The organism is Xanthobacter flavus, from assembly GCF_017875275.1.
GTDB classification, from domain to species: domain Bacteria; phylum Pseudomonadota; class Alphaproteobacteria; order Rhizobiales; family Xanthobacteraceae; genus Xanthobacter; species Xanthobacter flavus_A.
Genome location: NZ_JAGGML010000001.1, coordinates 5297582 through 5312883, shown reverse-complemented (window position 1 = coordinate 5312883; position 15302 = coordinate 5297582). Strand labels below are relative to the sequence as shown.

The window sequence follows — 15302 nt, the reverse complement described above, 5'->3', positions numbered from 1 at the left end:
GGGCTGGAGCGGGCGTTCGAACATGGGGCAAACGGCGAAATGGGTCCTCCGATCACGTCGGAGGACGACGGTGGCGGGTTTGCCTCGGCACCTTGCGCAGCAGGGGCTCGCGCGGTGCTGGCCGCTCGTCCTCCCCTCTCCCCTCGCGGGAGAGGGGCCGGGGGTGAGGGGGCTGGTTGCGTCTTCCCGGCGTCGGGGCGAGGGGAGACACACCCCTCACCCCAGCCCTCTCCCAACCGAACGCGGCTGTTGCCGAGTTCGGCTCGCGAAGGCCGAAGTCGGCAACAGCCGACTTCGAGGGGAGAGGGAGCCCGCCGGTTCTGGTCCATACCAAGCGAGACACGTCCGTGGCTTCCCTTGGATACCGGCAGAGGCTAGAAAGCCGCGTGTCGAACACGATCCCCCTATCCCCCCCAAGATCCGCCTCATGAGCCCCGGCTTCCTTCTCGCGTGGCTCGGACGGCGGAGCGCGCCGGCGGTGGCGGTGAGCGTGTTCATCGGGCTGGCGCTGCCGCCCTTCGCGGCGCTGGCGAAGCCGCTGGTGGTGCCGACCATCCTGGCGCTGCTGGTGCTGGCCTTCGTGCGCACATCCATGGCCGGCGCCTTCACCGCGCGCCGCGCAGGCATTGCCGTGCTGGCCTGTGGCTGGGTCATGCTGGCGCTGCCGCTCATGATGGGGCTGGCGACGCGGCTTCTGGGCGAGCCCAACGCCATCGTCCTCGCCCTCATCATGCAGGCCTCGGCCCCGCCCATCATGTCGGCCCCCGCCTTCGCGGCGCTGCTGGGGCTCGATGCGCGGCTGGTGCTGGTGACCATGCTCGGCGGCATGGCGCTGACGCCGCTCACCGCGCCCGGGCTGGTGTTCCATTTCTCCGGCGGCGCGCTGGCGCTCGATCCGCTGGCGCTGGCGCTCAGGCTCGCCGCGGTGGTGGGCGGCACCATGGGGGCGGGCCTTCTCATCCGCCGGCTGCTGGGGCTGAGGCGCGTGGAGGCCATTTCCGCCCATCTCGACGGGCTGAACGTGGTGCTGCTGGGCCTTCTCGCCGTTGGGCTGATGGACGGCGTGACCTATGCCTTCCTCGACCAGCCGGGCTTCATGGCGGGGCTGGTCGCCTTGGCCTTCTTCGTCTCGCTGCTGGGCTTCGGCGCCACCGCGCTGCTCTTCCGCGCCGTCGATCCGGGCGATGCGATGATGCTCGGCTTCTGCGGCGGCCACCGCAACATGGCGGTAGTGATCGCCGCCACCGGCGCCGTCCTGCCGCACGAGACCTGGCTTTACGTAGCGGCAGCACAATTCCCCATCTACCTGCTGCCGGTGGTGATGCTGCCGCTGGCGCGCCGCGTCAGCGCCGCCGGCCGCCGCAAGGCGTGAGCCGCGCCGCTACCCCCGGCCGCCCGCATCTGCTAGACGAGCCGCCTGCCTGACATTTTGACGAGCAACGCCCCATGATCCCGCGTTACAGCCGGCCGGAAATGGCCTCCATCTGGTCCCCCGAGGCCCGCTTCCGCATCTGGTTCGAGATCGAGGCCCATGCCGCCGACGCCATGGCCGAGCTTGGCATCGTGCCGAAGGAGGCCGCGGCGAAGATCTGGGAGCTGGGCGGCAAGGCCGAGTTCGACGTGGAGCGCATCGACGCCATCGAGCGCGAGGTGAAGCACGACGTCATCGCCTTCCTCACCCATCTCGCCGAGTTCGTGGGGCCGGAGGCGCGCTTCGTTCATCAGGGCATGACCTCGTCCGACGTGCTGGATACCTGCCTCGCCGTGCAGCTCGCCCGCGCTGCCGACCTGCTGATCGCCGACGTGGACAAGCTTCTTGCGGTTCTCGAACGCCGGGCGTTCGAGTTCAAGCTCACGCCCACGGTGGGCCGTTCCCACGGCATCCATGCGGAGCCCACCACCTTCGGCGTGAAGCTCGCCATCGCCGCGGCCGAGTTCCAGCGCTCGCGCGCCCGCCTCGTGGCGGCGCGGGAGGAGATCGCCACCTGCGCCATCTCCGGCGCGGTGGGCACCTTCGCCCATATCGATCCGGCGGTTGAGGCCCATGTGGCGGAGAAGATGGGGCTGAAGGTGGAGACCGTCTCCACCCAGGTGATCCCGCGCGACCGGCACGCCATGTTCTTCGCCGTGCTCGGCGTGGTGGCCTCCTCGGTTGAGCGGCTCGCCACCGAGGTGCGGCATCTCCAGCGCACCGAGGTGCTGGAGGCGGAGGAGTATTTCTCCCCGGAGCAGAAGGGCTCCTCGGCCATGCCGCACAAGCGCAACCCGGTGCTCACCGAGAACCTCACCGGCCTTGCCCGCATGGTGCGCGCCTATGTGACCCCGGCGCTGGAGAACGTGGCCCTGTGGCACGAGCGGGACATCTCCCACTCGTCCGTCGAGCGCATGATCGGCCCCGATGCCACCGTGACTTTGGACTTCGCCTTGTCGCGCCTCACCGGCGTGATGGACAAGCTCGTCGTCCATACCGACAACATGCAGAAGAACATGGACAAGCTGGGTGGCCTCATCCACTCCCAGCGCGTCCTCCTCGCCCTCACCCAGAAGGGCGCCAGCCGCGAGGACAGCTACCGCCTCGTCCAGCGCAACGCCATGCGCGTCTGGCGCGGCGAGGGCGACTTCCGCACCTTCCTTCTGGAAGACGCCGACGTGCGGAAGTACCTGTCCGAGGAGGACATCAACGAGAAGTTCGACCTCGGCTACCACTTCAAGAACGTGGACAACATCTTCAAGCGGGTGTTCGGGCGGGCGTGAGGTCATGCCTCTGTGCCCCGGACAAGCGACGGCGAAGCCGGAGCGCTGATCCGGGGCCCAGCGCAAGACTTCCGCGCAGCGGTCTAACTCCAAGGGTGGTCAGGTTCGGAAGCGCCTTCGGCGAACCCTTGCGCTGGGCCCCGGCTCGCATTCCGCTCCGCTGCATGCGTCCGGGGCGCGAGGCTGGCTCCAAGGACGAGCGGCGGCATAGACGGAGCGGCACCCCTACCAGTCCGCGCCACCCGCCCCCAGCCGTTGCACCGGCAGCCCTTCGCCTTCCAGCGCGGTCTGGATCAGCTCCGCGTGCGCCTGGTCGCGCGTTTCCACCGTCAGGTCGAGGCGGGTGCCCTTGGCGGGGACGTCGAGGAAGGTGCGGCGGTGGTGCACCTCAAGGATGTTGGCGCCGAGCTTGCCGAGCAGGGTGGCGATGCGCCCCAGCATGCCCGGCCGGTCGAGGATGGTGAGGCGGAAGGAGACGATGCGCTCTTCCCGCTCCAGCTCGCGCAGCAGGATGCCGGCGATCATGCGCGGGTCGATGTTGCCGCCGGAGACGACGAGGCCCACCGTCTTGCCGCGGAAGCGCTCCGGCTCGGCGATGAGGGCGGCGAGGCCCGCGGCGCCGGCGCCTTCGGCCAGCGTCTTCTGGTGCATGAGGAAGGCGTTCACCGCCCGCTCCAGCGCCGTCTCGTCCACCAGCACCACATGGGGCACGAGGCGCCGCACGATCTGCGCGGTGATCTCGCCCACATTGCGCACGGCGATGCCCTCGGCCAGCGTCGGGCCGCCGCAGGGGCGGGCCTCGCCGGTCATGGCGGTCCACATGGCCGGATAGAGCTGGGTCTCGACGCCCACCACCTGCGTGGCGGGCGAGCGGCCGGCGAAGGCCACCGCCATGCCGGCGATGAGCCCGCCGCCGCCGATGGGCACCAGCACGGCGTCGAAGGCCGGGCCGTCCTCGATCATCTCCAGCGCCACGGAGCCCTGGCCGGCGATCACGTCCACATCGTCATAGGGGTGGACGAAGACACGGCCCTGCGCCTTCGAGATGCGCTCGGCCTCCTCATAGGCATCCGCGACGGTCTCGCCGAACAGCACCACCTCGGCGCCGAACGACTCGGTGGCGGCCACCTTCACCTGCGGCGTCGTCTCCGGCATCACGATGAGGGTGGAGATGCCGAGCCGGGTGCCGTGATAGGCCACCGCCTGCGCATGGTTGCCGGCCGACATGGCGACAGCGCCGCGCCGCGCCTCGTCCGGCGTGAGGCGCGAGAGCTTCACCAGCGCGCCGCGCTCCTTGAAGGAGGCGGTGGCCTGAAGGTTCTCGTACTTCACATACACCTCGGCGCCGGTGAAGGCGGAGAGGCGCGGGGCGCGCAGCGTCGGCGTGCGGAGCACCGAGGCGCGCACCAGCGGCCACGCGCCCTCCACGTCGGCGAGGGTGACGGGTAAGTCCTGTTCGAATTCCAGCGCCGTCGCGGGCACGGTCATCAGTCTTCTCCCGCGAGGAGCCTCAGCCCCGTTCGGCCAGGGCCTGCGCCACACGCGGCGCGAAATAGGTGAGGATGCCGTCCGCGCCGGCGCGCTTGAAGGCGAGCAGGCTCTCCGGGACGATGCGGTCGCCGTCCACCCAGCCGTTGCGGATGGCGCCCTCGATCATCGCGTACTCGCCGGACACCTGATAGGCGAAGGTGGGCAGGCCGAACGCCTCCTTCAGCCGCCACACGATGTCGAGATAGGGCAGGCCGGGCTTCACCATGAGCATGTCCGCGCCTTCCTCCACGTCGAGGGCGGCCTCGCGGATGGCTTCGAGGCCATTGCCGGGGTCCATCTGGTACGTGCGCTTGTCGCCCGAGAGGGTCTTGGCGGTGCCGATGGCGTCGCGGAACGGGCCGTAGAAGGCGGAGGCATATTTCGCCGCATAGGACATGATCTGCACGTCCTCGAAGCCGTTGGCGTCGAGCCCGGCGCGGATGGCGCCGACGCGGCCGTCCATCATGTCGGACGGGGCGATGACGTCGGCGCCGGCCTCGGCCTGGACCAGCGCCTGACGCACGAGGAGTTCCACCGTCTCGTCATTGAGGATGCGGCCATCCTCCAGCAGGCCGTCATGGCCGTGGCTGGTGAAGGGGTCGAGGGCCACGTCGGTGATGAGGCCGAGATTGGGGATCTCGGCCTTGATGGCGCGGAGCGTCTGGCAGACGAGGTTGTTGTCGTTCAGCGCCTCGCTGCCGGTGGGGTCGCGGCGGGCGGGGTCGATATAAGGGAAGATGGCGAGGGCGGGGATCTTCAGCTTCGCCGCGCTCTCGGCCGCGCGCACCGCCTCGTCCACCGTCAGGCGCTCGACGCCGGGCATGGAGGGGATGGGGGTGCGGGTGGCCGCGCCGTTCATCACGAAGATCGGCCAGATCAGGTCGTCGACGGTCAGTGTGGCCTCGCGCACCAGCCGGCGCGACCAGTCCGTCTTCCGGTTCCGCCGGGGGCGGTGGACGAGACCCAGCCGGCTGGCGGCGGCCTCGGCTTCGGAAACGGCATGCAGGCGGGGCTTGGAGAGGGGCATGATGCGCTCGTTCTTCGTTCGCCCGCGACGGGGCGCTGTCGGTTCTTATAGACTCCCGGTCCGCCGCCCGCGAGTGGCGCGCGGCACAGGGTCACGGCAAGTTCAGCGTGTGCGCCCAAGGTGCGCTGCTGCACGGCCAAGGTGCGCCGGCCCGCGTTGACGCTCCTGTCGGCCGCGTCTAACCCTGCCGGCAACGACCGTCGCTCAGCGGCGGGGGCGGCAAGGGGAGGGGTGAATGACCACGGAGCCTGAAGTCCTGCTGGAGGTGAAGGGCGAAGCCGGTGTCATCACCCTCAACCGGCCGAAGGCGCTCAACGCGCTCAACCTCTCCATGGTCCGCGAGATCCTGCCGCGCCTTCGGGCCTGGGCGCGCGACCCGGCCGTCACCCGCGTGGTCATCAAGGCGGCGGGCGAGAAGGCCTTCTGCGCCGGCGGCGACGTGCGCACGCTCTACGATCTCGGCCGCGCTGGCAACACCGCCGAATCGCTCGCCTTCTGGCGCGAGGAATATGTCCTCAACGACTATATCGGCAGCTTCCCCAAGCCCTATGTGGCGCTGATCGACGGCATCTGCATGGGCGGCGGCTTCGGCCTCTCGGCCCATGGCGCGCACCGTGTGGCGGGCGACAAATATCTGTTCGCCATGCCGGAAGTGAACATCGGCCTGTTCCCGGACGTGGGCGGCACCCATGTGCTGCCGCGCCTGCCCGGCGCCTTCGGCGTGTTCCTGGCGCTGACCGGCACGCGAATCCGCGCCGCCGAGGCCTTCGCCTGCGGCCTTGCGACCGACGTGGTGCCGAGCGCCGCCTTCCCGGCGCTGGAAGAGGCGCTGTGCGCCGGCGGCGGGGTGGAGCGCATCATCTGCGACCATCGCATCGAGCCCGGCCCCGGCGCCTTCGCCGACCGCGCGGACTTCATCGCCGACGCCTTCGGGCGGGGCCATCTCGCCGGCATCCTCGGCGCGCTGCAGGCGGCCGCGGAGGGCGAGGGCCCCCATGCGGACTTCGCCGCTTCGCTCCTCAAGGACATCGCCGGCAAGTCGCCCACCAGCCTCGCCATCGCCATGGAGCAGATGAAGCGCGGGCCGGACCTCGACCTCGGGGACTGCCTGAAGCTGGAATTCCGGGTGGTGAGCCGCGTCGCGGCGGGGCACGATTTCTACGAGGGCGTGCGCGCGGTGCTCGTCGATCGCGACAACGCGCCCCAGTGGCAGCCGCCGACCCTCGCGGAGGTGGACCCGGCCGTCATCGCGGCGCATTTCGATCCCATACCCGACGAACTGGAACTTCTGGCCCCCGGCACATGAGTCATTACGATCCCATCGACGCCAGCGCCCGCGCCCAATGGGAGAATCTCTCGCCCTGGCGGCGGCGGCTGTTTTTGTTCCTGCGGGGCGTCGCGGCCTTCCTGCTGCTGGAAGGCATCATCCACTGGGCGGTGATCCTCGGCATCGGCGATGGGCCGGCGAGTCGCTTCGAGGCCATGCCCATGGCCGCGCAGGCGGCGGTGATCTGGGCGGCGATCATCGATCCCATCGCCGGGGTCGGCCTGTGGCTGCGGGCCGGCTGGGCGATCGTGCTGTGGCTCCTGGCGACGCTGACGCAGGTGGTGCTCGGCGTGTGGGCGCCGGCTGGCATGACGCGGCTGATGCTCTTCACCCTCGTCGAGCTGGCGCTGGTGGTGGCCTATGCCGTGCTCTCCATCCGCGCCGCGCGGGAGAGCGACCAGGACTGAGCATCCGGCCCTGACGCAATTCCTTCATGCATCCGGTATTCCTTGCGCCGGCAATGCTGACGGAGGCGGGAATGGACGCGACGCTCTGGGACGAGATGGACGGCTACATCGGCGAGAAGCTCTTGCCGGCGGACCCGGTGCTCGACGCCGTGCAGGCGGCCTGCGAGCGGGCTGGCCTTCCCGCCATCAGCGTCTCGGCGGCGCAGGGCCAGATGCTGCACATCTTCGCCCGCATGATGGGCGCCAAGCGCATCCTCGAAATCGGCACGCTCGGCGGCTACAGCACCCTTTTCCTCGCCCGCGCGCTGCCCGAGGGCGGCACGGTGGTGACGCTGGAGGCGGACGCCCACCACGCCGAGGTCGCCCGCGCCAATTTCGCCCGCGCGGGCCTGTCGGAGCGCATCGACCTGCGGGTCGGCCGGGCCGTGGAGACGCTGCCGGTGCTGGAGGCGGAAGGGGCGGGGCCGTTCGATCTGATCTTCATCGACGCCGACAAGCCGAGCAATCCCGCCTATCTCGACTTTGCGCTGCGCCTGTCTCGGCCGGGCACGCTGATCGTCTGCGACAACGTGGTGCGCGGCGGCAGGGTGCTCGACGGCGAGAGCGCGGACGCCTCCGTCATCGGCATCCGCCGCACCTATGACATGGCCGGCGCCGACCCCCGCCTCACCGCCACGGCCGTGCAGACCGTGGGCGCCAAGGGCTATGACGGCTTCGCGCTGCTGCTGGTGGGGTGAAGGTGGCGCCCTTGCCGTCTTCCTTGCCGTCGCCCTCCGGTTTGACCGGAGGGCCCATCCCTCCACCGGGCTCAGCCTGCGGCGGTTGGTGCAAATGGCGCCATGGGTGGTCCGGTCCAGCCGGACCACGACGGCGGCGTCAGGACCAGCTGCCCAGATAGGCCAGCGTCGCGATGACGAGGATGATCGCCACGATGATCCAGTGGCGGGCGGCGAAATTGTGCAGGATCATGGGGCTCGTCAGTCGTCGTTGGAGGCGTTGAGGTCTTCGGCGCGGATGCCTGCGTCGCGGGACACGATCTCGACGCCCACGCCGCTGTCGTTCAGGAAATTGATGCCTTCCCCCGCCAGCGTGGCGCTCAGGCGGGCGCGCGTCGATGCGAGGGCCTCGATCGTCACGGCATCCTGCTCCACCACCTTCACCGTGTCGGCGGTCACGCCCGCGCGCTCGGCCAGATCCTTGCGCGACCAGCCGAGCAGGGCGCGGCCGGCCTTGATCTGGCGGCCGTTGACCATGGAATGCGGCACGAAATCCTCCCGTCGTTGGGACCGGAAGATGGCACGCCGCCCCGCCCGCCACAATGCAAGGGCGGCGGCAGGCTTAACGCAGCGTCTGCCTCAGAACTTCTCCACCCACGGCCTCAGCTCCATCTCGGAGGTCCACGCCGAGCGGTGCTGGCGGTGGACGGCGAGGTAGGTGTCGGCGATGGCGTCGGGATCGAGCCACTTGTCCGCCGGCCCCGGCTCGCCCGCCGTCGCCCAGGACGAGGCGATGCCGCCGTCGAGGATGAAGTGCGCCACATGGATGCCGCGCGGCCCCAGCTCGCGGGCGAGGCCTTGCGCCAGCGCGCGCAAGGCGAACTTGGCCATGGCGAAGGGCACCGAATGGGGCATGGCCTTCACGCTGGCGGTGGCGCCGGTGAAGAAGAGCGAGCCCTTGCCCCGCGCCAGCATGCGCCGCGCCGCCGCCTGGGCGGTGAGGAAGCCGCCGAAGGCGCCGACGGCATAGGCGTCCATCACGTCGGCCGGATCGAGCACTTCCACCGGCCCGCGATAGCGCATGGCGGCATTGAACACCACGAGGTCGGGCGGGCCGAACGCCTTGTCCACCTCGGCGAACACGCCCTCGATGGCGACCGGGTTCTGGGCGTCGGCGGCGTAGGCGCGGGCGCCCGTCTCGGCGATGAGCGGAGCGAGCTTGTCCACGTCGCGCGCCACCAAAGCGATGCGGAAGCCCTCGCGGGCGAGGCGGCGGGCGAGGGCGGCGGACAGCCCCTTGCCCGCGCCGACGATGATGGCGGTCTCAACGGCGGTCTGTTCTGTCACGGTCGAACTCCGGCTGTGGCCGCGCGGCGGCACTCCACCGCGCAGCACCTGAACAACGGATCATGCGGATCGGCTGCGGCGCCCTCAGGGCGCGGCGAACAGGGGCTCTATGCCTTCGGTGTCGATATAGACGACGCCATCCTCCACCTTCACCGGATATTCCGCGAGCGCGCTTTCCTGCGGCTCGATCGGCGCGCCGGAATTCAAGTCCCAGGTCCAGTGGTGGAGGGGGCAGGTGATGACGGTGCCGTCGAACTCCGCTTCCTTGAGCGGCGTGTTGGAATGGGGACAGACGCCCTGGAAGGCGCGGATCTCCCCATTGTCAGGCCAGGCGAGGACGATGAGGTGGCTGTCGGCGATCACCAGCCGCATGCCGCCTTCAGCAACGGTTTCCGCTTTGCAGACGCGCGTGAACATCTTGAAAAACTCGATCGGCTAAGAATAGACGGATCATCGCGCGTTGCGGCGCGATAGGAAAGGGCGAACGCGCTAGCCCCTCCTGCCGCGCTGCGAAAGCGGCATGGCCAAGCGGCGCGAAATCTGTGAAGCTGAAGGCACTTTTTCAGTTCGGGCGTTTGGCCCGGTCGATTTGCGTCGCCCTTTGCGTATCCTCCTTTGCCTCTGGACGTTCTTTCATGATCCTGCCCGAGACCAGCCGGCTGAAGCCGTTCCTTCTCCAGCGCCGCGACCAGCTCGCCAAGGCCAAGGCCCGGCGCTCGCTGGGCCAGATCCAGGGCAAGGTGGGCGAGATGCCCATGACGCGCGGCTTCCACGGCGCGCTCGCCGCCGCCTTCCGCGCCACCGGCAAGCCCGGCATCGTCTGCGAGCTGAAGGGTGGCTCCCCGTTCGAGCCGGCATTGAAAATTATGGTGCCCTACAAGGCGCTGGCCGAGGATTTCGAGGCGGTGGGCGCGGCGGCCCTCTCGGTGGCGGTGGAGCGGCAGGCCTTCCGGGGCTCCTACTCGGACCTCGCCACCGTGCGCGGGGCGGTGGACCTCACCCTCCTCGCGCAGGACATCATCTACGACGTCTACCAGATCCTTGAGGCGCGGCTCGCCGGCGCCGACGCGGTGATGCTCTCCGCCGCCCTGCTGGGGCCGGACCTTGCCGCCTATCGCGAGCGCGCCGCCTCCATCGCCCTCGACGTGCTGGTCATGGTCCATACCCCGCAAGACGTGGAAACGGCGCTGGCGGCGGGGGCGGATTTCATCTGCGTCACCAACCGCAACATCCACACCTTCGAGCTTGTGCCCGGCACCTGCGAGGCGCTGATCCCGCTCATTCCGCCGGACAAGGCGTTCGTGGTGGCGGAAGGCGGCCTCGGCACGGCGGAGGACCGCGCGCGGCTCGGCGCGGCCGGCGCGAAGGCGCTCCTCATGGGCACGGCCCTGATGCGGGATGAGGATCCCGCCGGCGTGCTGGAGCGCGTGCTCGGCATCGAGACGGTGGGCTGAGGCTTTCACCGTCTGGCCTGCACCGTCTGGCCTGCACCATCTGGCCTGCTTCCTGCTTGGAGGGGCATGGCGCGCGCTCCGGGCGACGGCGGACGCGCGGCGCCGCAGCATGTCGGCGACGGCTTGCGCCTGTTCTTCCAAGGACTTGCGCCGGTTGCGCGGACGTGCCCCCCGGAACAGGACAGGAGGCTCGGCGTGCCGCTCTACAATTTCCATTGTCCCGATTGCGACAATGAGTTCGAACTCCTCATCTCGTCGTCCGACACGCCCGTCTGCCCGTCGTGCGGCAGCACCCGCGCGGAGCAGATGGTGTCGCGCATCGCCCCCGACCAGAAGCTGAAGGCGGTGGCCAAGGCGTGGCGCGCGCAGGCGACGAAGGAAGGCCACACCAGCAATTTCAGCGCCGGCGAACGCAAGCGCTGAAGCGGCGCGGGCAAGGCGGCAGGGGAGGGGCAGAAGCGGGTGGTCCCCGGCGCAACCGCCGGGGCACGCAAAATGCTTGGGTGACCCCTGTCTGGATTGTTGGCCGAAACCCGCCGGGACCGAGGGCGGCCGGAAGGCGATCCATGCTCTCGCCCCGGAGCCTTCCCATGACAACGCCCACGCCCCACGAGCCTTCCGCGCAGCCTTTCGCCCTCTCCCTTGCGGCCGACGCGGACTACGTTTCCCCCGCCTATCTGCGCACCCCCTTTCGCTCGTTCCTCGTCAGCCATGAGCGCGGCCTCTACTGGCTGCGAATGCCAGCCGGCGCCGGCAAGACCGCGTTCCTGCGGGGCATCGTCGCCCGCCGGACCGGGAAGGACGGCAGCCCGGAGGGGATCGACAGCGCCATTTCCTCCGGCGCCCGCGCCATCGCCGTGGGTCTTGGCGCGGCGACGAGCCCGGCCGCGCTGGTGGAGGCGCTGAACGGCGCGTTCGCGGCGGAATTCGCCTGTCCCGCCCCCAATGCGGAAGCGGCGGCGGACAGCGCGGACACCTTCGCGGCCTGGCTCGGCGCGCTCGCCGCAGCGGCGGCGGGGCAGGGGGCGAAGCGGCTTCTGGTCTGCATCGACGGACTTGAGAAGGCCGACGCGGCGACCCTCGCACTCCTGCCGGGGCTATCGAACCTCCCGCCCGGCGTCGTCCTCCTCCTCGCCTCGCGGCCGGCGGAGGACTGGCCGGCCGCGCATTACGCGGCGGCGGCGGCGAAGTTGGCCCCCGGCCCCGGCGTGGGCGCCCATGAGGTCGGCCTGTCCGATCCGGACCATGTGGACGCGCTGCGCAAGCTGTTCGTGGAGCGTCTGCGCCCGCTGCTGCGGAGCCGCTCCAATGCGCTGCTGCTCTCGCTGATGGAGACCCGCGCCACCTACGACCGGGGCGGCCGCGACGCGCGCCTCACCGCCGATCCCGTGCTGCGCGACGCGCTCAAGGACGACTGGAAGAAGCTGACCAACAAATTCCCGCGCTATTCCGGCCAGCAACTCCCCGTGGCGCCCCTTGGCCCGGTGCTCGACACCTTCGACCGGCTGTGGACCGACACCCTTGTGAAGAGCGAAGGCCGCTCCGGCTGCTTCTTCCTCATGGTGCGGCATCTGGCGGCCGGCGACCTCGCGGTGGAGCAGGTGGCGGATCTGCCCTCGGGGGAGGCGCTGGACACGCGTCTCGCCGGCCTCGGCTGACCGTTCGGGCAAACTTCTGCTTGGCTGGTGCGCGGCCCGGCCGCACTGTCACAAAACTGTAAAGACCGGGTGGGAAGAGGGACCAGACAGCCCGGAACCGCACTGGCTTCGGGCGCATGCCTCAGCAAACCACGGCGGACGCCATGAAGCTCGACTCCACCCCGCTCGGACCCGGGCAGATCCTCATTTCCCTCGCCGGCCGCATGGACATCGCCGGCGCCGCCGAAATCGAGACCGCCTTCAGCGCCCACGCGAGCCACGCCCATGTCACGCTCGTGGACATGGGCGGCGTGACCTTCCTTGCCTCCATCGGCATCCGGCTGATCCTCGCCAACGCCAAGTCGCTGCACAAGCGCGGCGGCAAGCTGGTGCTGTTCAACTGCGACCCGCAGGTGGAGCGCGTGCTGCTCACCACCGGTGTCGGCGAGCTCACCGAGATCGTCGCCACCCGCGCCGACGCCGACCGCTTCCTGACGCCCGCCGCCGGCTGAAAGCGGCCGGAGGTCCGGCTTAACCTTGCGTAATACTTCGCCGCCCGGCCGGAGATCAGTCCGCCGGGCGGCGTTGTTTTTGGTGCGGTTCGGGTCGGGACGCGCATTGCAGACGCTCGGATGCGCCGGACTGAGCATCGGCGGGTGGAGAAAATTGCCGCGGCGCCAGTAGTCTCTGTAGTGCAACACACGGCGTCCGCAGGTTGAACCTTGCGCGAGGCTCGCTCTGTGATGGCTGGACCGCCTTTCTAAGGTCGGAACGTCCTTGCGCCAGGTCAAAATCTATCGGAATAGAGATAATCCGGCGTTTAGGGCCGCATTTTCTGCCGTGCGGTGCCAATTCCGGCTTCGAGCGGCCGGTTTGATGATCTGGAATCGGGTTCCAGGGAGGGCAGTGTCATTCCCCGCCAGTCCGGCAGCCATGTCCACCGTTCGCTCCTGGCCGGGCTCGCCGCGCTCGCGCTCCTCGTGGTGGGGCTTGTGGGCGTCTTCATCTACGCCGGCATGAAGCAGGACGAAAAGGCGACCATGCGCGAGCGGCTGGCCCTGCTCGCCTCACTGCAGGCCCACGAGGCGCTGATCCAGCAGGCCATGGCCACGGCGGACGAGGAGCGGCAGGTGCTGCGCGCTCTCGCCAGCGGCGATCTCTCCCAGCTCGACGAGCGCTTCGGCCGCAGGCTCAACGAGGGGTTCGGCTTCGAGTTCGTCTACATCGTCGATGCCAAGGGCGACGTGCTCTATTCGTCCGAGCGCGGAAAGGCGGGGGAGCGGAAGGCCTACGGCTGGATCCGCCCCGCCATCGGACGCCTGCTGGCGGAAGGGCGCGCCGGACACGCCGGGCTCATCGCGAGCCGCGAGGGCGCGGGCATCATGGTGGTGCGCCCGTTCACTCAGCAGGTGGAGGACATCAAGGCGCCCCAGCCGCTGGTGGCCGTGACGGTAGACCTTCTGGACGACACGCTGCTGCAATCCCTCGCCGCGCCGGCCCACCTGCAGGACATCCAGCTGCGCACCGGGCGGGGAGCCTCCAACCATCCCGACAAGGTGGGCACCTCCGTCCCCAACCTTTACGACGGCACCGAGGCGGAACTCGCCTGGCGCGGCTCGCAGCCCGGCCGGAACCTGTTCCGCAACGCCTTGCCGGCGCTGGCGGTGATCACGACGCTGCTGTCGGTGACTTTCCTCGTCATGATGTTCCGCGCGCTGCGGGTCGCCGCGGCCCTCGCCGAGAGCGAGGCGCAGGCGCGCGCGTCCGCCTCGCGCGACTATCTGACGGGTCTCTACAATCGCGGCTATTTCATCGAGGCGCTGGACTCGGCCTTCGCCGGCCTCGCTCCGGACGGGCGGCTGGTGCTGCTGTTCATCGATCTCGACGACTTCAAGATGATCAACGACACCGCCGGCCACGGCGCCGGCGACGTGTTGCTGAAGGCGGTGGGCAGCCGCATCGCCACCGTCATTGGCGATCGCGGCGTCGCGGGGCGGTTCGGCGGCGACGAGTTCGTCGCCTTTTTCCCGGCCTCCGACGCGAGCGAGATCGACCTGCTGCTCACGCGCCTGCAGGCCGAGCTGCGGCCGCCGGTGCCGGACGGCGCCGGGGAAATTCGCGTCGCTGCCTCCATCGGCGTCGCCGAGGCGCCGCAGGACGCCATCTCCGCCAGTGATCTGATGCGCCGGGCGGACATCGCCCTCTACCGGGCCAAGGACACGGGCGGCAACACCCTCTGCCGCTTCGAGACCCAGCTGGAGAGCGAGCGCAACGCCCGCCGCGAGATCGAGGGCGCCCTCGGCGGCGCGCTGGAGCGGGGCGAACTGGTGATCGCCTACCAGCCGCAGGTGGATGTGGCGAGCGGCCGCGTGGTCGGCTTCGAGACGCTGCTGCGCTGGGACCATCCTCGCCTCGGTCGCCTCCTGCCGGCGCAGTTCATCGCCATGGCCGAGGAGATGCACATCATCGCCGGCCTCGACCTCTATGGCATGCGCCGCGCCTGCACCGAGGCGGCGGCGCTTCGGGGCATGTCCATATCGGTCAATGTCGCGCCCGCCACCATGAAGGCGCCGACCTTCGCCGCAGAGGTCGCGGCCATTCTCGCGGACACTCGCTTCGATCCCGCGATGCTGGAGATCGAGGTGCCGGAATCCATCGTGCTCAACACCTCGGACGAGCTGAGCCGCACCTTCGCGGCGCTGCGCGAGCTGGGAGTGGGCGTCGCCCTCGACGATTACGGCACGGGCTATGCCTCGCTGCATCACGTCAGCCGCTTTCCCATCAGCCGCATCAAGATCGACCGCTCCTTCATGGTGAAGGCCTGCACCGATCCGGACGTGGCGGCGGTGGTCGAGCATAAGCTCAAGCTTGCCCGCTCACTCCGCATCAACGTGACGGCGGAGGGCGTGGAAACGCGCGAGCAGCTGCGCTTCCTGCGCGAGATCGGCATGCCCACCGCGCAGGGCTATCTGTTCGCCCCGCCGCTGCCCATCGCCGCCGCCATCGACATGCTGCGGCGGCAGGACGAGGCGCAGCAGGTTCCCGCCAGGGGCGGCGCGCAGGTCTGATCGTTCTGTCTGATAAGACAATTTTCTTTACAAGA

Annotated in this window: 15 protein-coding genes; 10 read left to right on the top strand and 5 right to left on the bottom strand. The window is 69.7% G+C overall.

Translation table 11 applies throughout. The annotated features are described in order from the left end of the window. Window positions 1–427: 427 nt before the first annotated feature. Both J2126_RS24920 and purB read left to right on the top strand, forming a co-directional pair. Window positions 428–1372, top strand: coding sequence for a Na+-dependent transporter (locus tag J2126_RS24920; protein WP_209489655.1), 945 nt, complete (start codon window positions 428–430; stop codon window positions 1370–1372). A 74-nt stretch (window positions 1373–1446) separates the two neighbouring features. Further along, window positions 1447–2754 carry an adenylosuccinate lyase gene (purB, locus tag J2126_RS24915; protein WP_209489653.1) on the top strand — a complete coding sequence of 436 codons (1308 nt, stop codon included), beginning with the start codon at window positions 1447–1449 and terminating at the stop codon, window positions 2752–2754. A gap of 225 nt (window positions 2755–2979) precedes the next feature. On the opposite strand, the gene J2126_RS24910 is transcribed toward purB, so the two are convergent. Both J2126_RS24910 and hemB read right to left on the bottom strand, forming a co-directional pair. Further along, complete coding sequence (locus J2126_RS24910; RefSeq protein WP_209489651.1) at window positions 2980–4242, bottom strand: threonine ammonia-lyase; 1263 nt, start codon at window positions 4240–4242, stop codon at window positions 2980–2982. 22 nt (window positions 4243–4264) lie between these two features. Next, window positions 4265–5311, bottom strand: coding sequence for a porphobilinogen synthase (hemB, locus tag J2126_RS24905; RefSeq protein WP_209489649.1), 1047 nt, complete (start codon window positions 5309–5311; stop codon window positions 4265–4267). 235 nt (window positions 5312–5546) lie between these two features. On the opposite strand from hemB, the gene J2126_RS24900 reads away from it, so the two are divergent. The 3 genes from J2126_RS24900 (at window position 5547) to J2126_RS24890 (ending at window position 7782) form a co-directional block, all read left to right on the top strand. Next, the gene (locus J2126_RS24900) at window positions 5547–6617 is read left to right on the top strand and encodes an enoyl-CoA hydratase/isomerase family protein (protein WP_209489647.1); all 1071 of its coding nucleotides are present in this window, start codon (window positions 5547–5549) and stop codon (window positions 6615–6617) included. Next, a complete protein-coding gene (locus tag J2126_RS24895) occupies window positions 6614–7045 on the top strand; it encodes a DUF6163 family protein (protein WP_169119983.1) in 432 nt (143 codons plus the stop codon). Before J2126_RS24900 ends, J2126_RS24895 begins: the two co-directional genes overlap by 4 nt. Before the next feature lie 71 nt (window positions 7046–7116). Beyond that, window positions 7117–7782, top strand: coding sequence for an O-methyltransferase (locus J2126_RS24890; RefSeq protein WP_209489645.1), 666 nt, complete (start codon window positions 7117–7119; stop codon window positions 7780–7782). A gap of 240 nt (window positions 7783–8022) precedes the next feature. Here J2126_RS24890 and J2126_RS24885 read toward each other — a convergent pair whose 3' ends face one another. The 3 genes from J2126_RS24885 to J2126_RS24875 form a co-directional block, all read right to left on the bottom strand. Beyond that, complete coding sequence (locus J2126_RS24885; protein WP_209489643.1) at window positions 8023–8310, bottom strand: helix-turn-helix domain-containing protein; 288 nt, start codon at window positions 8308–8310, stop codon at window positions 8023–8025. A gap of 90 nt (window positions 8311–8400) precedes the next feature. Beyond that, window positions 8401–9108 (bottom strand): SDR family NAD(P)-dependent oxidoreductase, encoded by a 708-nt coding sequence (locus tag J2126_RS24880; protein ID WP_209489641.1) that lies wholly within the window; start codon window positions 9106–9108, stop codon window positions 8401–8403. An 84-nt stretch (window positions 9109–9192) separates the two neighbouring features. After that, window positions 9193–9525, bottom strand: a complete 333-nt coding sequence (locus tag J2126_RS24875; protein WP_209489639.1) for a Rieske 2Fe-2S domain-containing protein — start codon at window positions 9523–9525, stop codon at window positions 9193–9195. 218 nt (window positions 9526–9743) lie between these two features. Here J2126_RS24875 and J2126_RS24870 point away from each other — a divergent pair, with 218 nt between their 5' ends. The 5 genes from J2126_RS24870 to J2126_RS25885 all read left to right on the top strand — a co-directional run bounded on the left by J2126_RS24870 (window position 9744) and on the right by J2126_RS25885 (window position 15267). Further along, a complete protein-coding gene (locus J2126_RS24870; protein ID WP_209489637.1) occupies window positions 9744–10562 on the top strand; it encodes an indole-3-glycerol phosphate synthase TrpC in 819 nt (272 codons plus the stop codon). A gap of 66 nt (window positions 10563–10628) precedes the next feature. Then, on the top strand, window positions 10629–10985 hold the full coding sequence (locus tag J2126_RS25890) for an FmdB family zinc ribbon protein (RefSeq protein ID WP_348634381.1): 357 nt from the start codon (window positions 10629–10631) through the stop codon (window positions 10983–10985). A gap of 167 nt (window positions 10986–11152) precedes the next feature. Continuing rightward, complete coding sequence (locus tag J2126_RS24860) at window positions 11153–12220, top strand: hypothetical protein (protein WP_209489636.1); 1068 nt, start codon at window positions 11153–11155, stop codon at window positions 12218–12220. 116 nt (window positions 12221–12336) lie between these two features. Further along, complete coding sequence (locus J2126_RS24855; protein WP_209489634.1) at window positions 12337–12711, top strand: STAS domain-containing protein; 375 nt, start codon at window positions 12337–12339, stop codon at window positions 12709–12711. Between the two features lie 333 nt (window positions 12712–13044). Further along, a complete protein-coding gene (locus J2126_RS25885; RefSeq protein WP_209489632.1) occupies window positions 13045–15267 on the top strand; it encodes a putative bifunctional diguanylate cyclase/phosphodiesterase in 2223 nt (740 codons plus the stop codon). The last annotated feature ends 35 nt before the right edge of the window (window positions 15268–15302 follow it).

What these genes read in the sequence shown, in the direction of transcription:
- J2126_RS24920 (WP_209489655.1), top strand. Translation starts at nt 428, where the DNA reads ATGAGCCCCGGCTTCCTTCTCGCGTGGCTCGGACGGCGGAGCGCGCCG.
- purB (WP_209489653.1), top strand. Translation starts at nt 1,447, where the DNA reads ATGATCCCGCGTTACAGCCGGCCGGAAATGGCCTCCATCTGGTCCCCC.
- J2126_RS24910 (WP_209489651.1), bottom strand. Translation starts at nt 4,242, where the DNA reads ATGACCGTGCCCGCGACGGCGCTGGAATTCGAACAGGACTTACCCGTC.
- hemB (WP_209489649.1), bottom strand. Translation starts at nt 5,311, where the DNA reads ATGCCCCTCTCCAAGCCCCGCCTGCATGCCGTTTCCGAAGCCGAGGCC.
- J2126_RS24900 (WP_209489647.1), top strand. Translation starts at nt 5,547, where the DNA reads ATGACCACGGAGCCTGAAGTCCTGCTGGAGGTGAAGGGCGAAGCCGGT.
- J2126_RS24895 (WP_169119983.1), top strand. Translation starts at nt 6,614, where the DNA reads ATGAGTCATTACGATCCCATCGACGCCAGCGCCCGCGCCCAATGGGAG.
- J2126_RS24890 (WP_209489645.1), top strand. Translation starts at nt 7,117, where the DNA reads ATGGACGCGACGCTCTGGGACGAGATGGACGGCTACATCGGCGAGAAG.
- J2126_RS24875 (WP_209489639.1), bottom strand. Translation starts at nt 9,525, where the DNA reads ATGTTCACGCGCGTCTGCAAAGCGGAAACCGTTGCTGAAGGCGGCATG.
- J2126_RS24870 (WP_209489637.1), top strand. Translation starts at nt 9,744, where the DNA reads ATGATCCTGCCCGAGACCAGCCGGCTGAAGCCGTTCCTTCTCCAGCGC.
- J2126_RS25890 (WP_348634381.1), top strand. Translation starts at nt 10,629, where the DNA reads ATGGCGCGCGCTCCGGGCGACGGCGGACGCGCGGCGCCGCAGCATGTC.
- J2126_RS24860 (WP_209489636.1), top strand. Translation starts at nt 11,153, where the DNA reads ATGACAACGCCCACGCCCCACGAGCCTTCCGCGCAGCCTTTCGCCCTC.
- J2126_RS24855 (WP_209489634.1), top strand. Translation starts at nt 12,337, where the DNA reads ATGCCTCAGCAAACCACGGCGGACGCCATGAAGCTCGACTCCACCCCG.